The 18,338-nt window shown below is 72.2% G+C and carries 28 protein-coding genes; 9 read left to right on the top strand and 19 right to left on the bottom strand.

Going from position 1 to position 18,338, the window contains the following annotated elements:
- Nucleotides 1-23: 23 nt before the first annotated feature.
- Nucleotides 24-941 (bottom strand): SDR family oxidoreductase, encoded by a 918-nt coding sequence (locus ABT023_RS22315; protein ID WP_350888322.1) that lies wholly within the window; start codon nucleotides 939-941, stop codon nucleotides 24-26.
- Nucleotides 942-1,018: 77 nt separating this feature from the next.
- Here ABT023_RS22315 and ABT023_RS22320 point away from each other — a divergent pair, with 77 nt between their 5' ends.
- The gene (locus ABT023_RS22320) at nucleotides 1,019-1,711 is read left to right on the top strand and encodes a nucleotidyltransferase domain-containing protein (protein WP_350888368.1); all 693 of its coding nucleotides are present in this window, start codon (nucleotides 1,019-1,021) and stop codon (nucleotides 1,709-1,711) included.
- Between the two features lie 7 nt (nucleotides 1,712-1,718).
- Here ABT023_RS22320 and ABT023_RS22325 read toward each other — a convergent pair whose 3' ends face one another.
- The 4 genes from ABT023_RS22325 to ABT023_RS22340 form a co-directional block, all read right to left on the bottom strand.
- On the bottom strand, nucleotides 1,719-2,606 hold the full coding sequence (locus tag ABT023_RS22325; RefSeq protein WP_350888323.1) for an alpha/beta fold hydrolase: 888 nt from the start codon (nucleotides 2,604-2,606) through the stop codon (nucleotides 1,719-1,721).
- Nucleotides 2,603-2,920, bottom strand: a complete 318-nt coding sequence (locus ABT023_RS22330) for a DUF2516 family protein (RefSeq protein WP_350888324.1) — start codon at nucleotides 2,918-2,920, stop codon at nucleotides 2,603-2,605. Before ABT023_RS22330 ends, ABT023_RS22325 begins: the two co-directional genes overlap by 4 nt.
- A gap of 81 nt (nucleotides 2,921-3,001) precedes the next feature.
- Nucleotides 3,002-3,739, bottom strand: a complete 738-nt coding sequence (locus tag ABT023_RS22335; RefSeq protein ID WP_350888325.1) for a hypothetical protein — start codon at nucleotides 3,737-3,739, stop codon at nucleotides 3,002-3,004.
- On the bottom strand, nucleotides 3,736-4,353 hold the full coding sequence (locus ABT023_RS22340; RefSeq protein ID WP_350888326.1) for a helix-turn-helix domain-containing protein: 618 nt from the start codon (nucleotides 4,351-4,353) through the stop codon (nucleotides 3,736-3,738). The genes ABT023_RS22335 and ABT023_RS22340 overlap by 4 nt, the downstream gene beginning before the upstream one ends.
- Nucleotides 4,354-4,463: 110 nt before the next feature.
- Between ABT023_RS22340 and ABT023_RS22345 the strand changes: the two genes are divergently transcribed.
- Nucleotides 4,464-5,261: an alpha/beta fold hydrolase gene (locus ABT023_RS22345; protein WP_350888327.1), complete on the top strand. Its 798-nt coding sequence runs from the start codon at nucleotides 4,464-4,466 to the stop codon at nucleotides 5,259-5,261.
- Between the two features lie 45 nt (nucleotides 5,262-5,306).
- On the opposite strand, the gene ABT023_RS22350 is transcribed toward ABT023_RS22345, so the two are convergent.
- From ABT023_RS22350 to mtfM, 6 genes are all read right to left on the bottom strand, one after another.
- Entirely contained in the window at nucleotides 5,307-6,260 is a 954-nt protein-coding gene (locus ABT023_RS22350; protein ID WP_350888369.1) for an asparaginase, read from the bottom strand.
- 100 nt (nucleotides 6,261-6,360) lie between these two features.
- Nucleotides 6,361-7,194: a beta-keto acid cleavage family enzyme gene (locus tag ABT023_RS22355; protein ID WP_350888328.1), complete on the bottom strand. Its 834-nt coding sequence runs from the start codon at nucleotides 7,192-7,194 to the stop codon at nucleotides 6,361-6,363.
- A 56-nt stretch (nucleotides 7,195-7,250) separates the two neighbouring features.
- Nucleotides 7,251-8,363 carry a CAF17-like 4Fe-4S cluster assembly/insertion protein YgfZ gene (gene ygfZ / locus ABT023_RS22360; protein ID WP_350888329.1) on the bottom strand — a complete coding sequence of 371 codons (1,113 nt, stop codon included), beginning with the start codon at nucleotides 8,361-8,363 and terminating at the stop codon, nucleotides 7,251-7,253.
- On the bottom strand, nucleotides 8,360-8,788 hold the full coding sequence (locus tag ABT023_RS22365; RefSeq protein ID WP_350888330.1) for a Fur family transcriptional regulator: 429 nt from the start codon (nucleotides 8,786-8,788) through the stop codon (nucleotides 8,360-8,362). The genes ygfZ and ABT023_RS22365 overlap by 4 nt, the downstream gene beginning before the upstream one ends.
- Before the next feature lie 112 nt (nucleotides 8,789-8,900).
- Nucleotides 8,901-9,494 carry a heme-binding beta-barrel domain-containing protein gene (locus tag ABT023_RS22370; RefSeq protein WP_350888331.1) on the bottom strand — a complete coding sequence of 198 codons (594 nt, stop codon included), beginning with the start codon at nucleotides 9,492-9,494 and terminating at the stop codon, nucleotides 8,901-8,903.
- A gap of 70 nt (nucleotides 9,495-9,564) precedes the next feature.
- Nucleotides 9,565-9,669, bottom strand: coding sequence for a small membrane protein MtfM (gene mtfM, locus ABT023_RS22375; RefSeq protein WP_036376929.1), 105 nt, complete (start codon nucleotides 9,667-9,669; stop codon nucleotides 9,565-9,567).
- Nucleotides 9,670-9,692: 23 nt separating this feature from the next.
- Between mtfM and ABT023_RS22380 the strand changes: the two genes are divergently transcribed.
- On the top strand, nucleotides 9,693-10,055 hold the full coding sequence (locus ABT023_RS22380; protein WP_350888332.1) for a DsrE family protein: 363 nt from the start codon (nucleotides 9,693-9,695) through the stop codon (nucleotides 10,053-10,055).
- A 31-nt stretch (nucleotides 10,056-10,086) separates the two neighbouring features.
- On the opposite strand, the gene ABT023_RS22385 is transcribed toward ABT023_RS22380, so the two are convergent.
- Nucleotides 10,087-10,938, bottom strand: a complete 852-nt coding sequence (locus tag ABT023_RS22385) for a hypothetical protein (RefSeq protein ID WP_350888333.1) — start codon at nucleotides 10,936-10,938, stop codon at nucleotides 10,087-10,089.
- 143 nt (nucleotides 10,939-11,081) lie between these two features.
- On the opposite strand from ABT023_RS22385, the gene ABT023_RS22390 reads away from it, so the two are divergent.
- From ABT023_RS22390 to ABT023_RS22400, 3 genes are read left to right on the top strand one after another with little or no spacing between them, the layout of a single operon-like run.
- Complete coding sequence (locus ABT023_RS22390) at nucleotides 11,082-11,459, top strand: DUF2089 domain-containing protein (RefSeq protein WP_350888334.1); 378 nt, start codon at nucleotides 11,082-11,084, stop codon at nucleotides 11,457-11,459.
- A complete protein-coding gene (locus tag ABT023_RS22395) occupies nucleotides 11,459-11,716 on the top strand; it encodes a hypothetical protein (protein WP_350888335.1) in 258 nt (85 codons plus the stop codon). Before ABT023_RS22390 ends, ABT023_RS22395 begins: the two co-directional genes overlap by 1 nt.
- Nucleotides 11,717-11,727: 11 nt before the next feature.
- Entirely contained in the window at nucleotides 11,728-12,150 is a 423-nt protein-coding gene (locus ABT023_RS22400; RefSeq protein WP_350888336.1) for an SHOCT-like domain-containing protein, read from the top strand.
- Nucleotides 12,151-12,632: 482 nt separating this feature from the next.
- Here the strand turns inward: ABT023_RS22400 and ABT023_RS22405 are convergent, their stop codons facing one another.
- Both ABT023_RS22405 and ABT023_RS22410 read right to left on the bottom strand, forming a co-directional pair.
- Complete coding sequence (locus ABT023_RS22405) at nucleotides 12,633-12,995, bottom strand: transcriptional regulator (protein WP_350888337.1); 363 nt, start codon at nucleotides 12,993-12,995, stop codon at nucleotides 12,633-12,635.
- Complete coding sequence (locus tag ABT023_RS22410; protein WP_350888338.1) at nucleotides 12,992-13,669, bottom strand: hypothetical protein; 678 nt, start codon at nucleotides 13,667-13,669, stop codon at nucleotides 12,992-12,994. The genes ABT023_RS22405 and ABT023_RS22410 overlap by 4 nt, the downstream gene beginning before the upstream one ends.
- Nucleotides 13,670-14,182: 513 nt before the next feature.
- Here ABT023_RS22410 and ABT023_RS22415 point away from each other — a divergent pair.
- A complete protein-coding gene (locus ABT023_RS22415; protein ID WP_350888339.1) occupies nucleotides 14,183-14,608 on the top strand; it encodes a DUF6924 domain-containing protein in 426 nt (141 codons plus the stop codon).
- A 536-nt stretch (nucleotides 14,609-15,144) separates the two neighbouring features.
- Here the strand turns inward: ABT023_RS22415 and ABT023_RS22420 are convergent.
- Nucleotides 15,145-15,384 carry a winged helix-turn-helix domain-containing protein gene (locus tag ABT023_RS22420; protein WP_350888340.1) on the bottom strand — a complete coding sequence of 80 codons (240 nt, stop codon included), beginning with the start codon at nucleotides 15,382-15,384 and terminating at the stop codon, nucleotides 15,145-15,147.
- Nucleotides 15,385-15,514: 130 nt separating this feature from the next.
- On the opposite strand from ABT023_RS22420, the gene ABT023_RS22425 reads away from it, so the two are divergent.
- Both ABT023_RS22425 and ABT023_RS22430 read left to right on the top strand, forming a co-directional pair.
- A complete protein-coding gene (locus tag ABT023_RS22425; RefSeq protein WP_502890739.1) occupies nucleotides 15,515-15,670 on the top strand; it encodes a hypothetical protein in 156 nt (51 codons plus the stop codon).
- Complete coding sequence (locus ABT023_RS22430) at nucleotides 15,667-15,927, top strand: hypothetical protein (RefSeq protein ID WP_350888341.1); 261 nt, start codon at nucleotides 15,667-15,669, stop codon at nucleotides 15,925-15,927. The genes ABT023_RS22425 and ABT023_RS22430 overlap by 4 nt, the downstream gene beginning before the upstream one ends.
- A 50-nt stretch (nucleotides 15,928-15,977) precedes the next feature.
- On the opposite strand, the gene ABT023_RS22435 is transcribed toward ABT023_RS22430, so the two are convergent.
- The 4 genes from ABT023_RS22435 to ABT023_RS22450 form a co-directional block, all read right to left on the bottom strand.
- Entirely contained in the window at nucleotides 15,978-16,298 is a 321-nt protein-coding gene (locus tag ABT023_RS22435) for a DUF1416 domain-containing protein (protein ID WP_350888342.1), read from the bottom strand.
- A 3-nt stretch (nucleotides 16,299-16,301) separates the two neighbouring features.
- Nucleotides 16,302-17,150: a sulfurtransferase gene (locus ABT023_RS22440; protein ID WP_350888343.1), complete on the bottom strand. Its 849-nt coding sequence runs from the start codon at nucleotides 17,148-17,150 to the stop codon at nucleotides 16,302-16,304.
- A gap of 205 nt (nucleotides 17,151-17,355) precedes the next feature.
- Nucleotides 17,356-17,433 carry an Ms5788A family Cys-rich leader peptide gene (locus ABT023_RS22445; protein WP_350888370.1) on the bottom strand — a complete coding sequence of 26 codons (78 nt, stop codon included), beginning with the start codon at nucleotides 17,431-17,433 and terminating at the stop codon, nucleotides 17,356-17,358.
- A gap of 104 nt (nucleotides 17,434-17,537) precedes the next feature.
- On the bottom strand, nucleotides 17,538-18,326 hold the full coding sequence (locus tag ABT023_RS22450) for an LmeA family phospholipid-binding protein (protein WP_350888344.1): 789 nt from the start codon (nucleotides 18,324-18,326) through the stop codon (nucleotides 17,538-17,540).
- Nucleotides 18,327-18,338 lie beyond the last annotated feature (12 nt).

Genomic DNA, 18,338 nt, shown 5'->3' on the forward strand with positions numbered 1-18,338 from the left:
GACCGGCGGCGGGGTCGGGACGGTCAGCGGTAGTCGGCGACGTCGCTCGGCTTGCCGCCGTCCACCACCTCGCTGATGTAGCGGAAGCCGTCCGGTTGGCTGCCGTCGAGGTCGGTGAAGCCGTATACCCGGGCCAGCTCGCCGCTGGAGACGGACTTACCGTTCCAGCGGGCCCGGTCGGAGTCGGCGGCCAGCGCGGCCACCGCCCGCCCGACGTACGCCGGGGTCTCCGAGATGAGGAAGTGCGGGTCCTTCGCCGCGCCGTCGCGCCAGTTCTCCTCGGTCACCCCGAAGTGCTCCAGCATGAACTCGGAGCGGATCCAGCCCGGGGTGAGCGCGACTGCGGTGCCGCCGTGCGGCTCCAGCTCGTGCGCCTGGGTGAAGGCGAGCCGGTTCACGCAGGTCTTGGCCAGGTCGTAGAAGACCGACAGCCGGTAGTGGGCGTCGTTGTACTCCCGGGTCCCGTCGCCGATCTCCACCACCAGCCCGCCGGGGCGGCGAATCAGCAGCGGCAGCGCGAAGTGGCTGGTGACGATGTGGGTGTCGACCGCCAGCCGCAGGGTGCGGAAGCCGGGCTCCAGGGGCTGCTCCCAGACCGGCTTCTCCCAGGTGACCAGGTGATCGGCGCCCCAAATGTCGTTGACCAGCACGTCGAGTCGGCCCTGCTCCGCGTCGATCCGGGCCACCAGGTCACGGACCTGGTCGGGGACGAGGTGGTCGACCCGGACCGCGATGCCGGTGCCGCCGACGGCGGTGACCAGCTCCGCGGTCTCCTCGATGGTCTCCGGCCGGTCCAGCTCCGAACGCCCGGCCCGGCTGCTGCGGCCGGTCGCGTACACCGTTGCCCCGGCAGCGCCGAGCTGTACCGCGATCTGCCGGCCGGCACCCCGCGTCGCCCCGGCGACGAGCGCGATCTTCCCTGACAAGGGTTTCGTCGTCATGCGGTCGACCCTGACAGCAATACCTGACAGCCGAAGTCCGGTTTTGCGCACGGGTGGCCTGCGTCATGCTCGACGGCATGCACCTGCTGCTCTCCGGCATCGTCGGCTCGGTCGCGTACGGGCTGGCCGGGCCCGGGTCCGACGTCGACCGGATCGGGGTGTACGCCGCGCCGACGGTCGCCTTCCACGGGCTGCGCCCGCCCCGCGAGTCGATGGTCACCACCGGCCCGGACGTCACCCTGCACGAGGCCGGCAAGTACGCCCGGCTCGCGCTGGCCGGCAACCCGACCGCCACCGAGCTGATGTGGCTGCCCGACGACTGTTACGAGACCCACACGGAGCTGGGCGACCGGCTGGTCGCCATCCGCTCGGCGTTCCTGAGCGCGCCCCGGGTCCGCGACGCCTACCTCGGGTACGCCACCCAGCAGTTCCGCAAGCTGGCCTCGCGAGGCGACGGGACGTTCTCGGCCGACACCCGGCGGCGGACGGCCAAGCACGCCCGGCACCTGGCCCGGCTGGTGCACCAGGGCCGACTGCTGTACGCCACCGGCGTCCTGGAGATCCGGCTGGCCGACCCGGAGCGGTTCCGGGCGTTCGGCGAGCGGGTGGCCGGCGGCGAGCTGGACGAGGCGCGGGCCCTGCTCGCCGAGGCGGAACGGGACTTCGACACGGTGCGTACCCCGCTGCCGGACCGGCCCGACGAGGCCACGGTCGAGCGGTGGCTGCTCGACGTGCGGGCCGCCCACCTGCCGCCGGAGCTGACCGGCTGACAGCAGGTCACTCGTTGAGGAACGTGGAGATCCGTTCCCGCAGGTCGGCGCGTTCCGACCAGAGCACGCCCGGGCGGTCGTACACGTGCAGGGTGGCCCGGGGCAGGGCGGCGGCGAGCTGCTCGGCGACCTCGACCGGATGCAGGTCGTCGCCCGTGCAGGCGAGCACCAGGGCGGGGGCGTCCACCGCCGCCAGCGCCGCCCGGTCGTCGAGCGGCGCCTGGTCGGGCAGCCCGGCCAGGCCCGCCGCGAGGCCGTCGCGCAGGAGCTGGTCCAACCGCTGCCGCAGGTACGCCCACCCGGCCGGGGTGTTGCGCACGGCGGGCGGCAACTCCACCGCGACGACGTCGGCGACGGCCGAGGCGTCGCCGCTCTCGACCGCGGCGACCAGGTCGGTGATCCGGTCCCGGGCGACCTGGCCCCGCGGCCGGTCGAGCGCGGCCGGGAGGAAGAAGACCAGCCGCTCGAAGCGCTCCGGGCTCTCGGCCAGCAGCCGGCAGAGCGCGCCCGCGCCGAGGCTGGCCCCGAACGCCCGGGTGGCCCCACCGAGGTCGGCGACGGCCCGCAGGTCACGGGCGAGGTCCAGGTAGCTCCACGGGCCGGGCGGCGCGTCGGAGCGGCCGTGCCCCCGGAACTGGAAGAAGACCTTGCGGCCGGTGACCCCGCTGCCGAACGGACGGGTGGTGGCGATGCCGTTGCCCAGCCCGTGGGCGAACACGGTGGCCGGGACGCCGACGCCGGTGACGAGCTGTTCGAGCCGGACCCCGTGCGGGGTGGTGACCAGCTCGGTCTCCGGTTCGGGCAGGGCGGGCCGGCCGGTGCGTGGGGCTCCGGGGCCCGGGCCCCAGGTCCGTGGCCCACCGTCCGGGGGCGGGGGCCAGCGGAACCCTCTCACCAGGACGACCCCCGGCCGCCGTGCAGGTCGCGCAGCCCGGCCCGGACGTCGAGCAGGTAGATCAGGGCGGCGGCGATGCCGACCAGCCCGAAGATGTTGAACACGCGCCCGGTCAGCAGGGTGAGCACCAGGCAGACCGCGAGGATGGCGATCCACCCGCCCTTGGGCAGGGTGCCGATCGCGGCGAAGCCCTCGCCGCGCTGGGTGATTGCGTGCACCAGTGCCACCCCCTCGATGACGAGGGCGAACACCAGCAACAGCATGGTGATCCAGTACTGGACCTCGAAGGCGAAGATCGGCGCGGCGTTGGCCATGCCGGCAAGCTTATGCCGACGACCCCGGATCCGTCCGTCAGGACGCATCCGGGGTCGTCGCCGCACGGGTCGGCGGGTTGGCTACTCGGCGGCCGGGCCGGTGCGCCGGGCGGTCTTCGGCAGCTTGGCCGACGGGGTGTCGGTGGTGGCCTCCGGGGCCGTCTTGCCGGTCGCCTTGGCCGCGGTCGCCTTGGTGGCCCGGGTACGCGGGGCCTTCGCGGCGGCCGGCTTGGCCTCCACGACCTCGGCCACGTCGGCCGGGGTCGGGATGTCGGTCTTCGCCGCCACCGGGGTCTCGGTCACCGTCGGGGTGGCCGCCGGGGTCGCGGTCAGTTCCGCCTCGGTCGCCTCGATGTCGGCGTTGACCGCGTCGGCGGCGTCCAGCACCCCGGCGCCGACCACCCGCTCGCCGCGGGCGACCAGCTCACCGTACGCGGCCAGGGCGCGCATCTGGGCGGCCTGCGCACCGGCGACGACGACGGCGGCGTTGCGGGTGGCCAGCTCGCGGATCCGGTCGAGGTCGGCGGCCTCGCGCAGCCGGTTGACGTCGGCCGCCTCGCGCAGGCGGTTCAGCTCGGCCTGGACGCCCTTCCCGCTCAGCTCGGTGGCGGTCTGGTTGGCGGTGCGCAGCGTCTCGGTGGCCCTCTGGCGCAGCTCGAAGCCGGTCACGACGGCCTTGCCGCCAAGTCCGGCGACGACCTTGCCGCCCAGGTCGGTGACGGCCGTCGGCAGCTTGCGCAGCTGCTCGATCGCCAGGTCACCGGCACCGGCGGCGGCGTAGAGCGGGGCCGGGATGCGGTTGGTCTTCGGCTGGGTCATGACTTCTCCTCCTCGACCGCGGCAGCGGTCTTGTCCTCGTCGACCGCGGCGGCGGTCTTGTCGGCCGCCTGCGGGGCGGCCTTCCTCGCTGGGCTGTTGCTGCGCGGGGCCGGCGCCGAGCCCGCCTCGGTGACGGCGACCGACTCCAGGACCGCCTCGGTCGGGGTGCCCTCCGGCGTGGTGGGCCCGGTCGCGGCCGGGGTTGCCGTGGCGGGGGCCTGCGGCGCGCCGGCCGTCGCCGGGGCGTCGGCGTGGGCCGTCGCCTCGGCGAGCCGGGCGTTCTCCCGGCGGAACGTCTCGTAGATCTGGGTGAGGGACTGCTTCTGCGCCATGGTCAGGTCGGGATCGACCGCGATGGCGGCGAGCACGCCCTGCCCCTCTTTGTCGTCGAGCAGGCCGGCGCGCAGGTACATCGCGGGGGTGGAGACCCGCAGCGCGCTGGCGAGCTGCTGGAGCACCTCCGCGCTGGGCCTGCGCAGGCCGCGCTCGATCTGGCTGAGGTACGGGTTGCTGACGCCCGCCTGCTCGGCGAGCTGCCGCAACGAGATCTTCGCGTTGCGTCGCAGGTCACGGATGAACCCGCCGACGTCGGGTAGGTCCTTGGAGCTGGCCATGGCCCCACGCTAACCGGCACTGCTAGCTCCTGCAAGCAGAATGCTAGCCAGAGTTAGCGAGGTCTCAGAACTGGTTTGCGCGCCCTCTGTCCGGTCCGTACCTTCCCGTCGTGACGAAGATCGAGATCAACGGCGCACACCTCGCGTACGACGACACCGGCAGCGGGACCCCCGTCGTGCTGCTGCACGCCGGCATCGCCGACCGGCGGATGTGGCGGGAGCAGGTGCCCGCCCTGGCCGCCCGGCACCGGGTGATCACCGTGGACCTGCGCGGCTACGGCGACTCCGAGTTGCCTTCCGACCCGTTCGCCCACCACGACGACGTCGTCGGGCTCCTGGACGCGCTGGGCCTGCCCCGGGCCGCGCTGGTGGGCTGCTCGTTCGGCGGAGCGGTGGCGGTCGACACCGCCCTGGCGCACCCGGGGCGGATCCGCGCGCTCGCGCTCCTCGGCACGGCGGTCGGCGGCAACGAGTGGTCCGAGGAGACCAACGACCTCTGGGACGACCTCGTCGGCGAGACCGACGCCGAGGACTTGGCGGCCGGCGCGGCCGGCGAGGTGCGGTTCTGGGTGGTCGGCCCGGGCCGCCGCCCAGAGGACGTCGACCCGGCGCTGATCCGGTTCGCCGAGGAGATGGACCGTGGGGCGCTCGCCGCCGAGCTGGCGTTGAGCGCCGTGGACGTGGCCGAACTCGACCCGCCCGCGATCAAGCGGCTGGGCGAGCTGCGCGTACCGGTGCTGGTGGCCGCCGGGGCGGCCGACGTGCCGGACATCCGCCGGCTCGCCGACCGGATCGCCGCCGAGGTCCCTGGCGCGGTCCGGCTGCCGGACGTCCCCGACGCCGGCCACCTGCTCCCCCTGGAGCGCCCGGACGCCGTCAACCCCGCCCTGCTCGACTTTCTCAGCTGAGAACTGACCCCCTGGAGGAGCCGCCCGGCGGGGGCGCCCGCCCGATCACCAGAGCGGGCGGACCGCCCCGACCGGGAGGCCACCGCCGAGCAGCGGCAGCTCGGCGTACTCGTCGAGGACCGGCGCCCTGACGCCCAGCCGGCGCAGCGCGGAGACCAGGACCGGCATCCGGGCCCGCGCCGCCCCGTCGTCGATCTTCACGGCGACAGCGCCGACGCCGGGCAGCGCGGCGGCGACCACCCCCTCCGCGCCGATCTTGACGAGCACGCCGGGCAGGCCGCGCATCAGCCGGCTGTCGTCCGCCCAGGTGCCACCCACGACCTCCGGGTACGCCCGCATGGCGTCCGCGACCGTCCGCGCCGCCGAGCCGGGCTCGGCGGTGACCAGCCGCAGGAACGCCCGGGCCAGCCCGGTCAGCGAGCCGGCGAGCACCGGGGCCCCGCAGCCGTCCACCCCGACGGCCGCCGCCCGTTCCCCGGTGAACTCCTCGACGGTCTCCCGCAGCCGCTGCTGCAACGGGTGCTCCGGACGCCAGTAGCCCTCCCGGGGCCAGCCGGCGGCCAGACAGGTGAGCACCATGCCGGTGTGCTTGCCGGAGCAGTTCATCCGGGCCCGGGTGGGCCCGCCGCCGGCCCGCAGCACGGCCTCCCGGGCCAGCTCGCCCATCGGCAGGTCGGGCGGGCAGCCGAGGGCGGACTCGTCCAGCCCGGCGGCGGCCAGCAGCTCGCCCACCCGGGCCACGTGGAACTCCTCCCCCGCGTGGCTGGCCGACACCAGCGCCACGTCGGCCGGGTCGCTCAGCGGCAGCCCGGCGCGGAGCATGCCGATCGCCTGCATCGGCTTGCTCGCCGAGCGGGGGAAGATCGGGGAGGTGACGTCCCCGGTGCCGGCCACCGGCTCGCCGGCCGCGTCGAGCACCGCCACCGAGCCGCGGTGCAGCCCCTCCACGAATCCCGAGCGGACCACCTCGGCGAGCGGCGCGCCGCCCTCGTACGTCATTCTCACAACGTGGACGGTACCGACGGGGCGGCGGCGGCCGGAACGAGGGTGAGCAGGCCGGTTGCCCGCCCGACGACAGGGGCGCGGGCCGAAGCGGGACTTACCGGCGGATGCCGAGCAGGTCGCGGGCCTCCGTTGTGGTCAGCGGCGGGCGCTGGGCGAGCTGGGCGAAGCCGACCGCCCGCGCCACGAGCTGCATGTTCGACTCGACGGGCTGCCCCTTGGCGTACGTGGTGGTGTCCTCCATCCCCACCCGCAGGTGCCCGCCGGCCGACAGCGAGGCCAGCATCACCGGGATGCTGCTGCGGCCGATGCCGGTGGCCGAGAACGTGGTCCCGTCCGGCAGGTCGCGCAGCGCCTGGTGGGCGGCGACCAGCGACTGCGTGCTGCCCGGCATCCCGCCCGGCACCCCCATCACGAGGTCGACGTGCACGTGCCCGCCGTGCGGCAGGCCGTACTTGCCGAGCAGGCGTTGCAGGGCGGTCAGGTGGCCGAGGTCGAAGATCTCGTACTCCGGGACGATGCCGCGCTCCTGCATCCGGGTGTGCAGGTCGACGATGAACTCCCAGCGGTTGAGGAAGACGTCGTCGCCGAAGTTGAGCGTGCCCATGGTGCAGGAGGCCATGTCCGGGCCGGCGTCCAGCACGGCCAGCCGGTCGGCCTCGGGGTCGGTCACCGCCCCACCGGAGGAGAGCTGCACGACCAGGTCGGTGCTCTCCCGCAGCGCGGTCACCGTCTCCCGCAGCCGCCCCTGGTCGAGGGTGGGCCGCGCGTCGTCGTCGCGGATGTGGACGTGGATCACGGCGGCACCGAGCGCCTCGCACTCCTTGGCGGTCAGCAGCAGCTCGTCGAGGGTCACCGGCAGCGCCGGGACCTCCGCCTTCGCCGACTCCGCGCCGGTGGGGGCAACCGTGATCAACGTCCCTGTCGTCATGCCGGCGATCCTAGACGGCCCGCCCGGGCAGGTCGACCGTCGGACTGAACGCCGATTCAGGAAGGGTCGATCGCGGCGGCCGTCTCGCCGACCAGGAGGCTGGCGTCGTCCCCGACGTTGCGCTTGACCACCGCCAGGGCGACCTGGCCCAGCTCGTGGTGGTGCACGGCGGTGCCGACGAAACCGACCGCCCGGCCGTCCAGGGTCACCGGGGCGCCGGCGGCCGGCAGCAGGTCGGTGGTCACCCCGTCCAGGTGCAGCAGTACGAGCCGACGCGGCGGTCGTCCCAGGTTGTGCACCCGGGCGACGGTCTCCTGGCCTCGGTAGCAGCCCTTGTCCAGGTGCACGGCCGGGGCGATCAGGTCCACCTCGGCCGGGATGGTCCGGTGGTCGGTGTCCACCCCGACCCGGGCCCGCCGGGCGGCCACCCGGATCGCCTCGTACGCCCACAGCCCGACCACCGGCACCCCGGCACCGCGCAGCTCGGCGACCACCTGGTCCATGGCCACCCGGGGCACCAGCAGGTCCACGCCGAGCGGGCCCCGGCGGGCCCACCCTCCGATCGGCAGCGGCGCGACGGCGTACCGGACGGTGGGCCGGGACGGCATCTCGCCGGAGCGGAACTTCGGACCCGGCACCCCGACGGCGTCGGGCTCCGCCAGCCCGGTCACGCCCAGCGTGCTGAGCGCGCCGGTCGCCTCCGGGCCGACCAGCGAGAGCAGGGCGTGCTCGGCGGTGGCGTCACGCGGCTCGACCTTGCTGAAGAACCGCATCCGCTCCAGGTACGTCAGCAGACCGCCCGTGGCGCCCGGCTCGGTGTCCAGCCAGGTGGTCTCGCCGTCCTCGGCGACCATCGCGTGCTGCTCGACGTGGCCGTGCGGGGAGAGCACCAGCAGTTCCGTGCCCTCGCCGGCCTTCAGCGTCGCCAGGTGCTGGGTGGTGAGGGTGTGCAGCCAGCCGATCCGCTCCTCGCCGGGCACGGCGACGATCCCCCGGTGCGACCGGTCGACCAGGCCCACGGCGGTGTCGAGGGTGCGCTGCTCCCGCATCGGGTCGCCGTAGTGGGCGGCGACCCCCCGCACCCCGGCCGTCCGGTGCGCCGGCTCCGGCTGGTCCCGCGTCTGTTCGTCGATGGCCTCAGCCGCGACCGCGCCCGCGATGTCGATCATTTCCGCTCCCCGTCCTCGCAACGACCGCAGACGCCGAAGAGCGCCACGTGCCCGATGTCCACCCGGAACCCGCGCTCGCCGGCCAGCCGGTCGGCGAGCGGCCGGAGCAGTTCCCGGTCGATCTCGTCGATCGCGCCGCACTCCCGGCAGACCAGGTGGACGTGCTGGTGTTCACCGGCCGCGTGGTAGGTGGGCGAGCCGTGCGACAGGTGGGTGTGAGTCACCAGGCCTAGACGTTCCAGCAGCTCCAACGTCCGGTAGATGGTGGTGATGTTGACACCGGCGGCGACCTCACGGACCGCACCGTGCACCTGCTCCGGTGTGGCGTGCCCGAGGTCCAGCACCGCCTGGAGGATCAACTGCCGCTGCGCCGTCAGCCGCAGCCCACGAGCGCGGAGCACTTCCGCAAGGGAGGATTCGGACACCGTCCGACTATAGTTCGCCCCCACCCCCGACCCCGCTCCCGCTCCCTTTGATCAAGAGGTTTGCGTCACGGGGCGGCCCGACGTGACGCAACCTCTTGATGGTGGGGTGGGGTCAGCCGGCTGTGCGGAGGAGGCGGGCGGAGAGGTGGGGGGTCAGGGGGTGGCCGACGGCGGCCATGTCCTGGGCGTACAGCAGGGCGCCCTCGACGATGCCGAAGAGTCGGTGCCCGGCCGTGACCTCCTTGGCGGTGGAGGTGCGGACCACGGCGTCGGTGACGAACTCCAACTGGGTGCCCTTGCGCTTGCCGATGTGCAGCTCCATCACGCCAGTCGGCACGGACATCAGGGCCTCCAGCTCGTCGGTGGCCCGGCCGTCGCCGTCGAGCACCGGACGCCACCAGCCCACCTCACGGCCGGCGGGGCGCACCGGCCGGCTCTCCTCGTCGAGGATCCAGGCCCGCGACTCGTAGGACAGGAACGGCCGGCCGTCGTGGCTGATCCGGATCTCCTGGGCGTAGTCGAAGTCCTCGATCGTCGGGTACCCGCCCCGACCCCGGCCCCGCCACACCCCGATGTAGGGCAGCAGCCCGTCCAGCGTCGGGTGCAGCTTCGGGCCCACCCGCAGGTCGTGGCTCTCCTCGTACGGGTACGGGTCGACCGGGGGTGCGTTCAGCCACGGAGGCTGTAGGGCATTCTCGCCGCTCACAGGTTCGTCTCCGTTCGCGACTGCGGGGCTCGCAAACCCGGCCCACTCCTCGCGCTCACCAACGTCGCGCTCACCAACGTCCTCTCGACATGCGTACGGCAAGGTAGACCAGGCCGCCGGCGAGTGCGCCCAGGCCGGCGACCAGCAGGCTGACGAACCCGATCTCGGTAACCATCCGGGCCATCCTATGCTGGCGCCATGGCCCGCACTCTCGTCGTCAAGGTCACCGCCGGGGCCGACGCCCCGGAGCGGTGCGCACAGGCCTTCACCGTCGCCGCCACCGCCGCCGCCTCGGGCGTGGACGTCTCACTCTGGCTGACCGGGGAGTCCACCTGGTTCGCGCTGCCCGGACGGGCGCAGGAGTTCGAGCTGCCGCACTCCGCGCCGCTGGCCGAGCTGCTGCACGTGATCATGACCACCGGCAAGGTGACGGCCTGCACCCAGTGCGCGGCCCGCCGGGACATCGGCCCGGACGACGTGCTGCCCGGCGTACGGATCGCCGGGGCGGCGGTCTTCGTCGAGGAGGCGATGGCCGAAGGGGCGCAGGCGCTCGTCTACTGACGGCCGGTCCCCTGACCCGCCGCCAGGTGGGTCAGCCCCCGCAGCCGGTGCTGGCGGTGAGCTCGGTGCCGGCGAGGGCCACGGTGACCGGGCCCTGTCGGTAGGCGTACCCCTCGGTGGCGTCGAACAGGACGGTGCCGGCGGCGACCGGGGCGAGCGCGCGGGCCGGTTCGGCCGGGGCGGGGTCGAGGGTGACGCGGGCGGTGCGGGCCGGCCCCCCACCGCCGGGACACGGCGCGGCGACCAGCACGGGAGCCGGCGCGGCCGGGGTGCCGAGTGCCCGCAGGGCGGCGGCGAGGGCGGCCACCTCCGGGCCGCCCTGGGCGGCGGGCGCGCGGTAGCCGTCGCCCACCGGGCGGCACCCGGTGCGGACGCTCAGCCGGACCCGGCCGTCACCGGCCGGGCGCCCCTCCACCAGCACGAACTCCCCCGCGTCGGCACGTAACCGGGGGCCGTCGCCGGTCACCCGGACGCCGGCCCGCCAGGCGGCCGGTAGCCGGTCGGCGATCTCGGTGAGCACGGCGCGCGGGTCCGCGCCGGGCGCGACGACCTCCACCGCGCGCGCCAGCGTCGCGCCGTCGAGCAGGGGCGTCACCGTACAGCCCTGCTCGATCCGGTCCGGTACGAGCGCGACGGCCCGGTCCCCGGCAGCCGCCGCGACCAGCTCGCCCACCGCGCGGTCGACCACCGGCCCGGCCTGGGCCAGGGTGCGCTGCTCGCGGACGGTCGGCCCGTCGTCGCGGACCGACACCCAGGTCAGTACGCCCAGCAGCACCGCCCAGGCCACGGTCGCGGCAAGCAGCCAGTGGGACCGACGGCGGGCGGGCGTTGGCTCTCGGGGACCGGTCGGCGGGGCGTATCCCGCCTGCGCAGCACCACTCACCGGGCCATCGTGTCACGCGGTGTCGCCACCCCGTCCGGCGCGCCGGCTCCACCCGCCGGTGCAGGCGACCGCCGAAGCGATCGCTTAAGAAAATTAAGATCAACTTATTGAAAGTTGAAGTTAAGCCGGGTACAAATTTAGATATGACAGAGCAGGCGATGGACTGGCAGGAACTCACAAACCTGACCCGGGGCCAGCCGTTCGTCGTCGAGCGGGTGCGCCTGGCAGGCAACGGCGTCGCGATCGAGGGCGAGTTCGAGCTACCGCAACTGGCTCAGCTCAACGTCGAGGATCAGGTCTTCGTCACGGCGTTCGTGCGGTGTCACGGGTCCATCAAGGAGATGGAGCGGATCTTCGGGGTGAGCTACCCGACGATCAAGTCACGACTGAACCGGATCATGCAGATGCTCGACTTCGTCGAGACCGATCCGGCGCCGTCGCGGGCCGACGTCATCGACCGGTTGCGCCGCGGCGAGATCACCACGCAGCAGGCGCTGTCCGAACTGGAGGGCCGCAGGTGATGCCGCAGTTGCTGACCGTACGGGTCAAACGCCCGGACGGTCGTCCCATCCGGATCTGGGTCCCGGTGCTTCCCGTAGTGCTCGTGTTCTCGCCGGTCGTGGTCCTAGTCGTGCTGGTGGCGGCCGTGGCCTGCCTCGTGTACCGCATCAGTGTGGTGCGCGCACTCGGCACCGGTTGGCGCGTCATCTCCGCGTTGCCCGGCACCCGGGTCGACATCGAGCAGGGCCGTTCGGCTGTGCTCGTAACCATCCGATAGGAGAGGTCCCGATGAACGAACAGCGCAAGGACATCCTCGACATGCTGGCCGAGGGCAAGATCACCGCAGAGGAGGCGGAGCAGCTCATCGCCGCGCTCGAACGGGACCAGCCGGAGGCGGCGTCGAGCCTCGACGCCCGGCCGAAGGGCAGGGCGAAGTACCTGCGGGTGTTGGTGGACACCGTCGAGAACGGCGAGCCGGGACGGGTCAACGTGCGGGTGCCGCTGCAACTGCTGCGGGCCGGCGTACGGCTGGCGGCCCTGATCCCGCCGCAGGCGCTGGGCCAGGCCAACACCGAACTGAACAAGTCGGGCGTGCCGTTCGACCTGACGCAGCTCAAGCCCGAACAGCTTGAGGCGCTCGTGGAGCACCTCGACGAGATGACCGTGGAGGTGGACCAGCCCGATGCCAAAGTGCGGGTCTTCTGCGAGTAGGCGCCGTCGGAGTCGGACGGACCCCCGAGAGGGTGCTGGAACACCCTCCCGAGGCCGCGCCCGCCACAGCAGTGCACGGTTGAACTGCCAACCTGAAGTCTAGCCGCGCATCCGGCCGGGTCGACTTCACACCGGGAGCGGCGAGGCCCGCGCGCGGCCGGCTCTCTTCACCCTCGTACGGCGGGGTCCGGACCCCGCCGAGGGGGACTCACGTCCTGGCCGGGTACCCGTGAAGGCGGGCGGGCGCCGCAACGGTCACGGCTCGGGCCGGTCACCCCTGAGGGACGACCGGCCCGAGCCGATGCGCAGCGGTTGGCGTGAGGAACGGATCCCTCCTGAGGGATCGCCCGGACCCGGATCGGCCATCCGCTTCTGCCGAGATGAGGATGGCTTCGTAGATGCCGATCAGGCGCCGCCGACCGGCACGGCGACCCCGGTTGCGAGCGCGGCTGCGAGCAGGCGTCGACGGGTCAGTGCGATGATCATCGGTCCTCCAGGGTGTCGGTGGTCTCGACCCGCGCGATGAGCAGCTTCAGCCGCCCGATCTCCTCGGCGAGCGCGGTGCTGCCGGCAGCGCTGAGCGTGATCCAGGTACGGCCGCGCCGCCCGGCGTAGCCCTTCTCGACCTCGATCAGGCCGGCCGCCTCCAGCACGCTCAGATGCTTGGAGAGGTTCCCGGCGGTGAGGTCCAGCTGGGTGCGCAGGTAGCCGAACTCCACCCGGCGCGCCTCGTGCGCGATGGTGAGAATCCCAAGCCGCACCCGCTGGTGCACTACCTCGTCCAGGCCGGTGACCGGGTGGGCGGATGGCTCGTGCGGGTCCGGGGCCCCGGTCTCGGCGGTCATCGGCGCCGCCGGTGGGCCAGCCGGAAGCCGATCGCGCCCAGCAGCAGTACGGTGCCGTTGATGATCTGCTGCGGCAGGAACGCTGTGCTGTCCTGGCCCTGCCAGTGCCAGCCGAGGTCGATCGGCACCAGCGCCACCGCCAGGTATCCGAGGGTGAACACCAGCAGCCCGAGGTTGCGCTCCAGCCGGGCCAGCACCAGCAGCGCCACCCCGATCGTGCCCCACGGTGCGATCAGCCGGTCCAACACGAGTACCCAGTACGGGAACTGGTGCGGGTGGGTCGGGAAGTACAGGCGCGCTGCCACCCACGCGGCGGTGAACAGGACCGTCAGCGTGACGCCGGTGATCGCGTAGGGCAGCACCCGGGCGCCCAGCCCCCGCGCCCGGGCGACGCGCACGTAGCAGACGGCGATCGCCGCGTACGCCAACAGCAGCGCCGGCGGCCAGTAGTACAGCACGCCTTGACGCGAGAACTGGCACACGGTGCCGTCGCCCATGCAGTGGAGGACGAGGAAATACCAGTCGAACGGGATCCCCAAGAACGTCGCCGCGGCCAGCACCAGCAGCGCGAACCAGGTCACCCGCTGGTCGACCCGCACCCGGCGGGCAAGGCGGCGCGCCTCCGACAGCAGCTGGCGTGGATCGCCGCTGGCGGGTACCGAATCAGTGGTCATGCAAATAGGTTTCCACAGCAAACCTATTTGCGCTAGTGCTAACCATGGCGCGAGGGAAACTCTTAGGTCCTGTTCATAGCTTGGGTCGAGGCGAGCCGAGGTCCAAGCGTCGGCTGGCAAGCCGGGCGGAAGCCGCATACGACTCGCGCCAGCGTCTCGCCGCGCCGTCACGCTGCGTGTAGCGGACTCCGCGGCATCGTGGATCACCATGTGGTGGAGAGACCGCCATCTCCCGGGGATGGAGTCACGCGGCCAGTCCAAGTTCGGGTGCGCGGATCTGCCGCCTCCGGATGGACTAGCGTTCATCGCCGATAGTGACGCACGGTGGTATGGCTACCTCTCCTGCTTCCTCCCCCGTCTCGTACTGGCCCGTCAACTCGATCGGGTATCCGGATCTGCCGCGTAGCGCTCCGTCACGGAAGGTAGCCGATCGCCGGTGCCCGCATCCGGACGTGCCGAGAACAATGCGTCCCCTGTCACGCGGAGGACGTCCGGTCTCTCTACGATTTGTCCGTGGCTGATCTGCCAGAGACGTGGTGCGTTCCGGTCATACGTGCGGACTTCCGCGACGACGGTGTGTGGGAGCAGCTCAAGGACGAGATCGGCAGCCCCACGGAAGAGGGCTTCGTGGCCGGTGTCGAGTTCGTCGAAGACCGAGCGCTGATTGGCCTCAGCGAGACGGCAATCGCAGCCGGCTATCCTCGCGCCTACCCGCGTCAGTACAGGCACCCGATCGTGTTCGTCGTCGACACCGTCACCGTCTCGCTGCCGGAGCGTCCCCTGCTCGTGGTCAATCTGAACGAAGGGGACGAGACAGGTCCGTTCAGGGCACTGCCACGGCAGGTCCAGGCGATCGAAAACAACCTGTCGATCGCGAACATGGACTTCCTTGAGTTCGCGCGGTCGGCAGGGCCGGACGGTGTCTTTCGAGGCTTCTAAGCGCAATGCCGACACATCGCCCGCGGATCCCCCCGGTGCAGCGGTCACCGCGCAACCGGTCGCCCCGTCCCGCCGCCGGTCCCGCCCCACGGGAGCCCCGCCCCGCCGCGCCGCGCTGGTCACCGCCCCACTCCTGCCGATCCCGCCCGCGGATGCTGCCGACGCCAGCGGCGCCCGACGGCCAGCCACGGAGATCGTCTGTCGCGTACCGGCACCCTGCCCGGCGTGTCGCGCCGGTGACCAGCAGACGATCAAGGGCCGGCCCATGAGGAAGCGCATGGGGCGGGGGCGGGGCGGGCACGGCTCACCTTGGACAGATCAGCAAGGCATCGAGAACCTTGATGATTTTCTGAAAACCTGACGTCGGCGACCATCTCGTCGGAGATCCGGATGTAGTTCGGAGTCGCCGGCATGGCACTCCTCGTGTGGCAATGAACAGCGCTCACTGCCCTGTCGGGGCGGGCCGCACACGGACAACGCCCATCCAGCCAGGCGCAACCGCCTGACCTCAAGCCGGCAGCGCCGAGCGTGGCAGGCTAAGGCTTCCGCATCCAGGTATCGGGATCGGTGACGAACACTCCCTTGCCCTGGTGTCGGTCTATTACCTCCAGGGCCTCCAGCCGGATGAACACCTGCTGGATGGTGGATGGGCCCACCTTGTGCTGCTCACACAGTTGGGCGATGGACGGAAGCTTGTCGCCGGGCTTCAAATTGCCAGACCGCACAGCTTCCATAATTCCGGTAGAAATCCTGAGGTAATCGGGCATAGCAGGCATGGCGCTCCTCGCGTGGCAACTCCGATTTGATCACGAGGCCTGCGCGCTCGACAAACGACGACAGAAACACCGTGCGTCACCGTTGACTCATGCGGGAGGTGCGAATAAGTTGGCTGTCGAGCCTCCTCGCGTGGCAACGGGCAGCGCTCACTCCCCCGCCGCCGCGCTGACCGCCGAGCTGGACCGCACCCGAAACGAGAACGCCCGCATCAAGCAGACGTTGCGGGACTGGCAGTCCCGGTTCGCCCCACGGCCGCACCCGGTCGCCCCACGGGCGTACCGGTGAGCGAGGCCGAGCGGTTCGTCGTACACCTGACGGTGCTGGCGGCCGACCTGGCCGCCGCGCACGTCCTGGCTCGCGCGCTGACCCGCTCGTTGGGGTTCCTGCCGCAGGTGCAGATCGGCGAGACCACCGTCTCCGCCGAGGGCGACCTCACCGGGCAGCATCAGGTGTTCTGCGACCGGCGGCTGCCACACCGGCGGCGCTGCCTGCTGCGACCCGGCCATTCGGACGGCTGCACCCACAACCTCAGGTGTCGATAAGGCCCCCTGCCGCGCGCGAAGCGACAGCAGGGGGCCTTATCGACACACACTCAGGCGACCGTTACGGCGACCTCGTTGATTCCGCGGGCGGCGGTGACGGCGGCGTCGCCGTTGCCGTGCCGGGAGAGCGCCCGCAGCGTCCAGGTGCCGGGCGCGGCGAAGAAGCGGAACTGGCCGGCCGGGGAGGTGACCACCTCGGCGGTGAACTCACCGGTCGAGTCGAGCAGCCGGACGTACGCGCCCGCGACGACATCGCCGGCCTCGGACCGGACGACGCCGGTGATGACGGTTTCCTTCTCCAGGTCCAGGCCGGCCGGCAGCGGGGCGGCCTGGTCGGGCGCGGCGCACCCGGCAGCGGTGGGAGCGGTCATGGCTCAGGCCTCCCCGGGCTCGTCGCCGAGCACGACCGGCACGCCGATCAGCGAGCCGTACTCGGTCCAGGAACCGTCGTAGTTCTTCACGTTGGGGTGGCCGAGCAGCTCCTGGAGCACGAACCAGCTGTGCGAGGAGCGCTCGCCGATCCGGCAGTAGGCGATGGTCTCCTTGCCGTCGTCCAGCCCGGCCGCGGCGTAGATCTTGCGCAGCTCGTCGTCGGACTTGAACGTGCCGTCCTCGTTGGCGGCCTTGGACCACGGCACGCTGATCGCGGTGGGGATGTGCCCGGCCCGCTGGGCCTGCTCCTGTGGCAGGTGGGCGGGGGCGAGCAGCCGGCCGGCGAACTCGTCGGGGCTGCGCACGTCGACCAGGTTCTTGGTGCCGATCGCGTCGACGACCTCGTCACGGAAGGCGCGGATCTTGTTGTCCGGCTCCTGCGCGACGTACTCGGTCTTCGGCCGGGTCACCGCGTCGGTGACCAGCGGGCGGGCGTCCAGCTCCCACTTCTTGCGACCGCCGTCGAGCAGCTTGACGTCGCCGTGGCCGTAGAACTTGAAGTACCAGTACGCGTACGCGGCGAACCAGTTGTTGTTGCCGCCGTACAGGACGACGGTGTCGTCGTTGCCGATGCCGCGCGCGGAGAGCAGCGCCTCGAACTGGCTCTTGTTGAGGAAGTCCCGGCGGACCTGGTCCTGGAGGTCGGTCCTCCAGTCCAGCTTGATCGCGCCGGCGATGTGGCCGGTGTCGTAGGCCGAGGTGTCCTCGTCGACCTCGACGAAGACGACGCCCGGGGCGTCGATGTTCTTCTCGGCCCATTCGGCCGAGACGAGTGCGGTGTCGCGACTCATCAGATCACTCCCTGGTGAGGATGGATGGTGAGCCTGCGCGGGATCGAGATAGGTGACTGTCGCACCACGCGCGGGACCCAGTGGGAAGGACGGGATCACGGGTTCGTGCGACGGCGCCGCTGCCGGGCGAAGAGGGGGAGAACCGGAGGGTACGCAGACCCTGTGGCCGGTGGCCGCCGTCAGGCGGCCGAGGACAGCCCCGCCGTCAGATGACGGGGCGACACAGGCAGGTGGCCACGCGACACAGGTCGATCGCGCGCCGTTTGGTGAGGTGCATCCCCATGAACAGGGAGGCTACCAGCCGTCCCGGGGAGTGCCACCGGCCCGACCAGCATCCGGGACGACCGTCCCGGCCGGCGACACCGCCCCGGCCGGGACTCGGGCGGTTCAGCCGGCCGAGTTGATCGGGACGTCCTTCGCGGCGGCGGTCACCGCGAGCCCTCCGGGCAACGGCTTGACCTCGCGCACGACGAGCTGGAACGGCAGCTCGGGCAGGGGCACGTCGATCGAGATGCCCTTGGCGTAGTTGTTGAGCAGGGTGCGGGCCAGCGGGATGTTCGGCAACCCCTCGGCGTCGAGGTCGGCGAAGCTCAACGACACCTGCCCCTCCTTGCCGACGGTCACCTTGGCGGTGCCGGTGACGGTCAGCTTCTGCCCGAGAATGTCGACCGGGGCGGTGACGGCGAGTTGGCCGTCCCGCTCACCGAGGGTCAGGCCGGGCCGGTCGAGGAGCTTGGCCAGGCTGTCGTACGTGATGGTGCCGGTGCCGTCGACGGTCTCGGCGACCACGTCGCCCTGCTGGGTGCGCAGGGTGTCCAGGGAGGCCCGCACGTTACGGGCGTCGACGTCCAGCGTCGGCAGGCTGACCGCGTCACCCCGCACCGCGCCCTGCACGTCGCGCAGCTTGATGGTGATCCGTTCGTACCTGCCGTCGAGCACCTGGGTGAGGAAGGGGAAGCCGCCGACCTCGACCTCGGGCGCCGAGGACTGCGCGTCCTGCTTGGCGATCTCCTTGGTGACCTGGTCGGCGATGGCCCGCTCGGCGACCCCGGCGGCGATCCGGTCGGCGGCCACCAGCAGCCCGGCCAGGATCACCAGCAGGACCAGGAGCGTGATGAGCACCTTGCGCCCACGTCGCCGGGGGCGCTCCTCGTACGCCGGGTAGGCCTCCGCCACGCCCGCCTCCTT

It is taken from the genome of Micromonospora sp. NPDC002296 (assembly GCF_040296145.1).
Taxonomy (GTDB): domain Bacteria; phylum Actinomycetota; class Actinomycetes; order Mycobacteriales; family Micromonosporaceae; genus Micromonospora.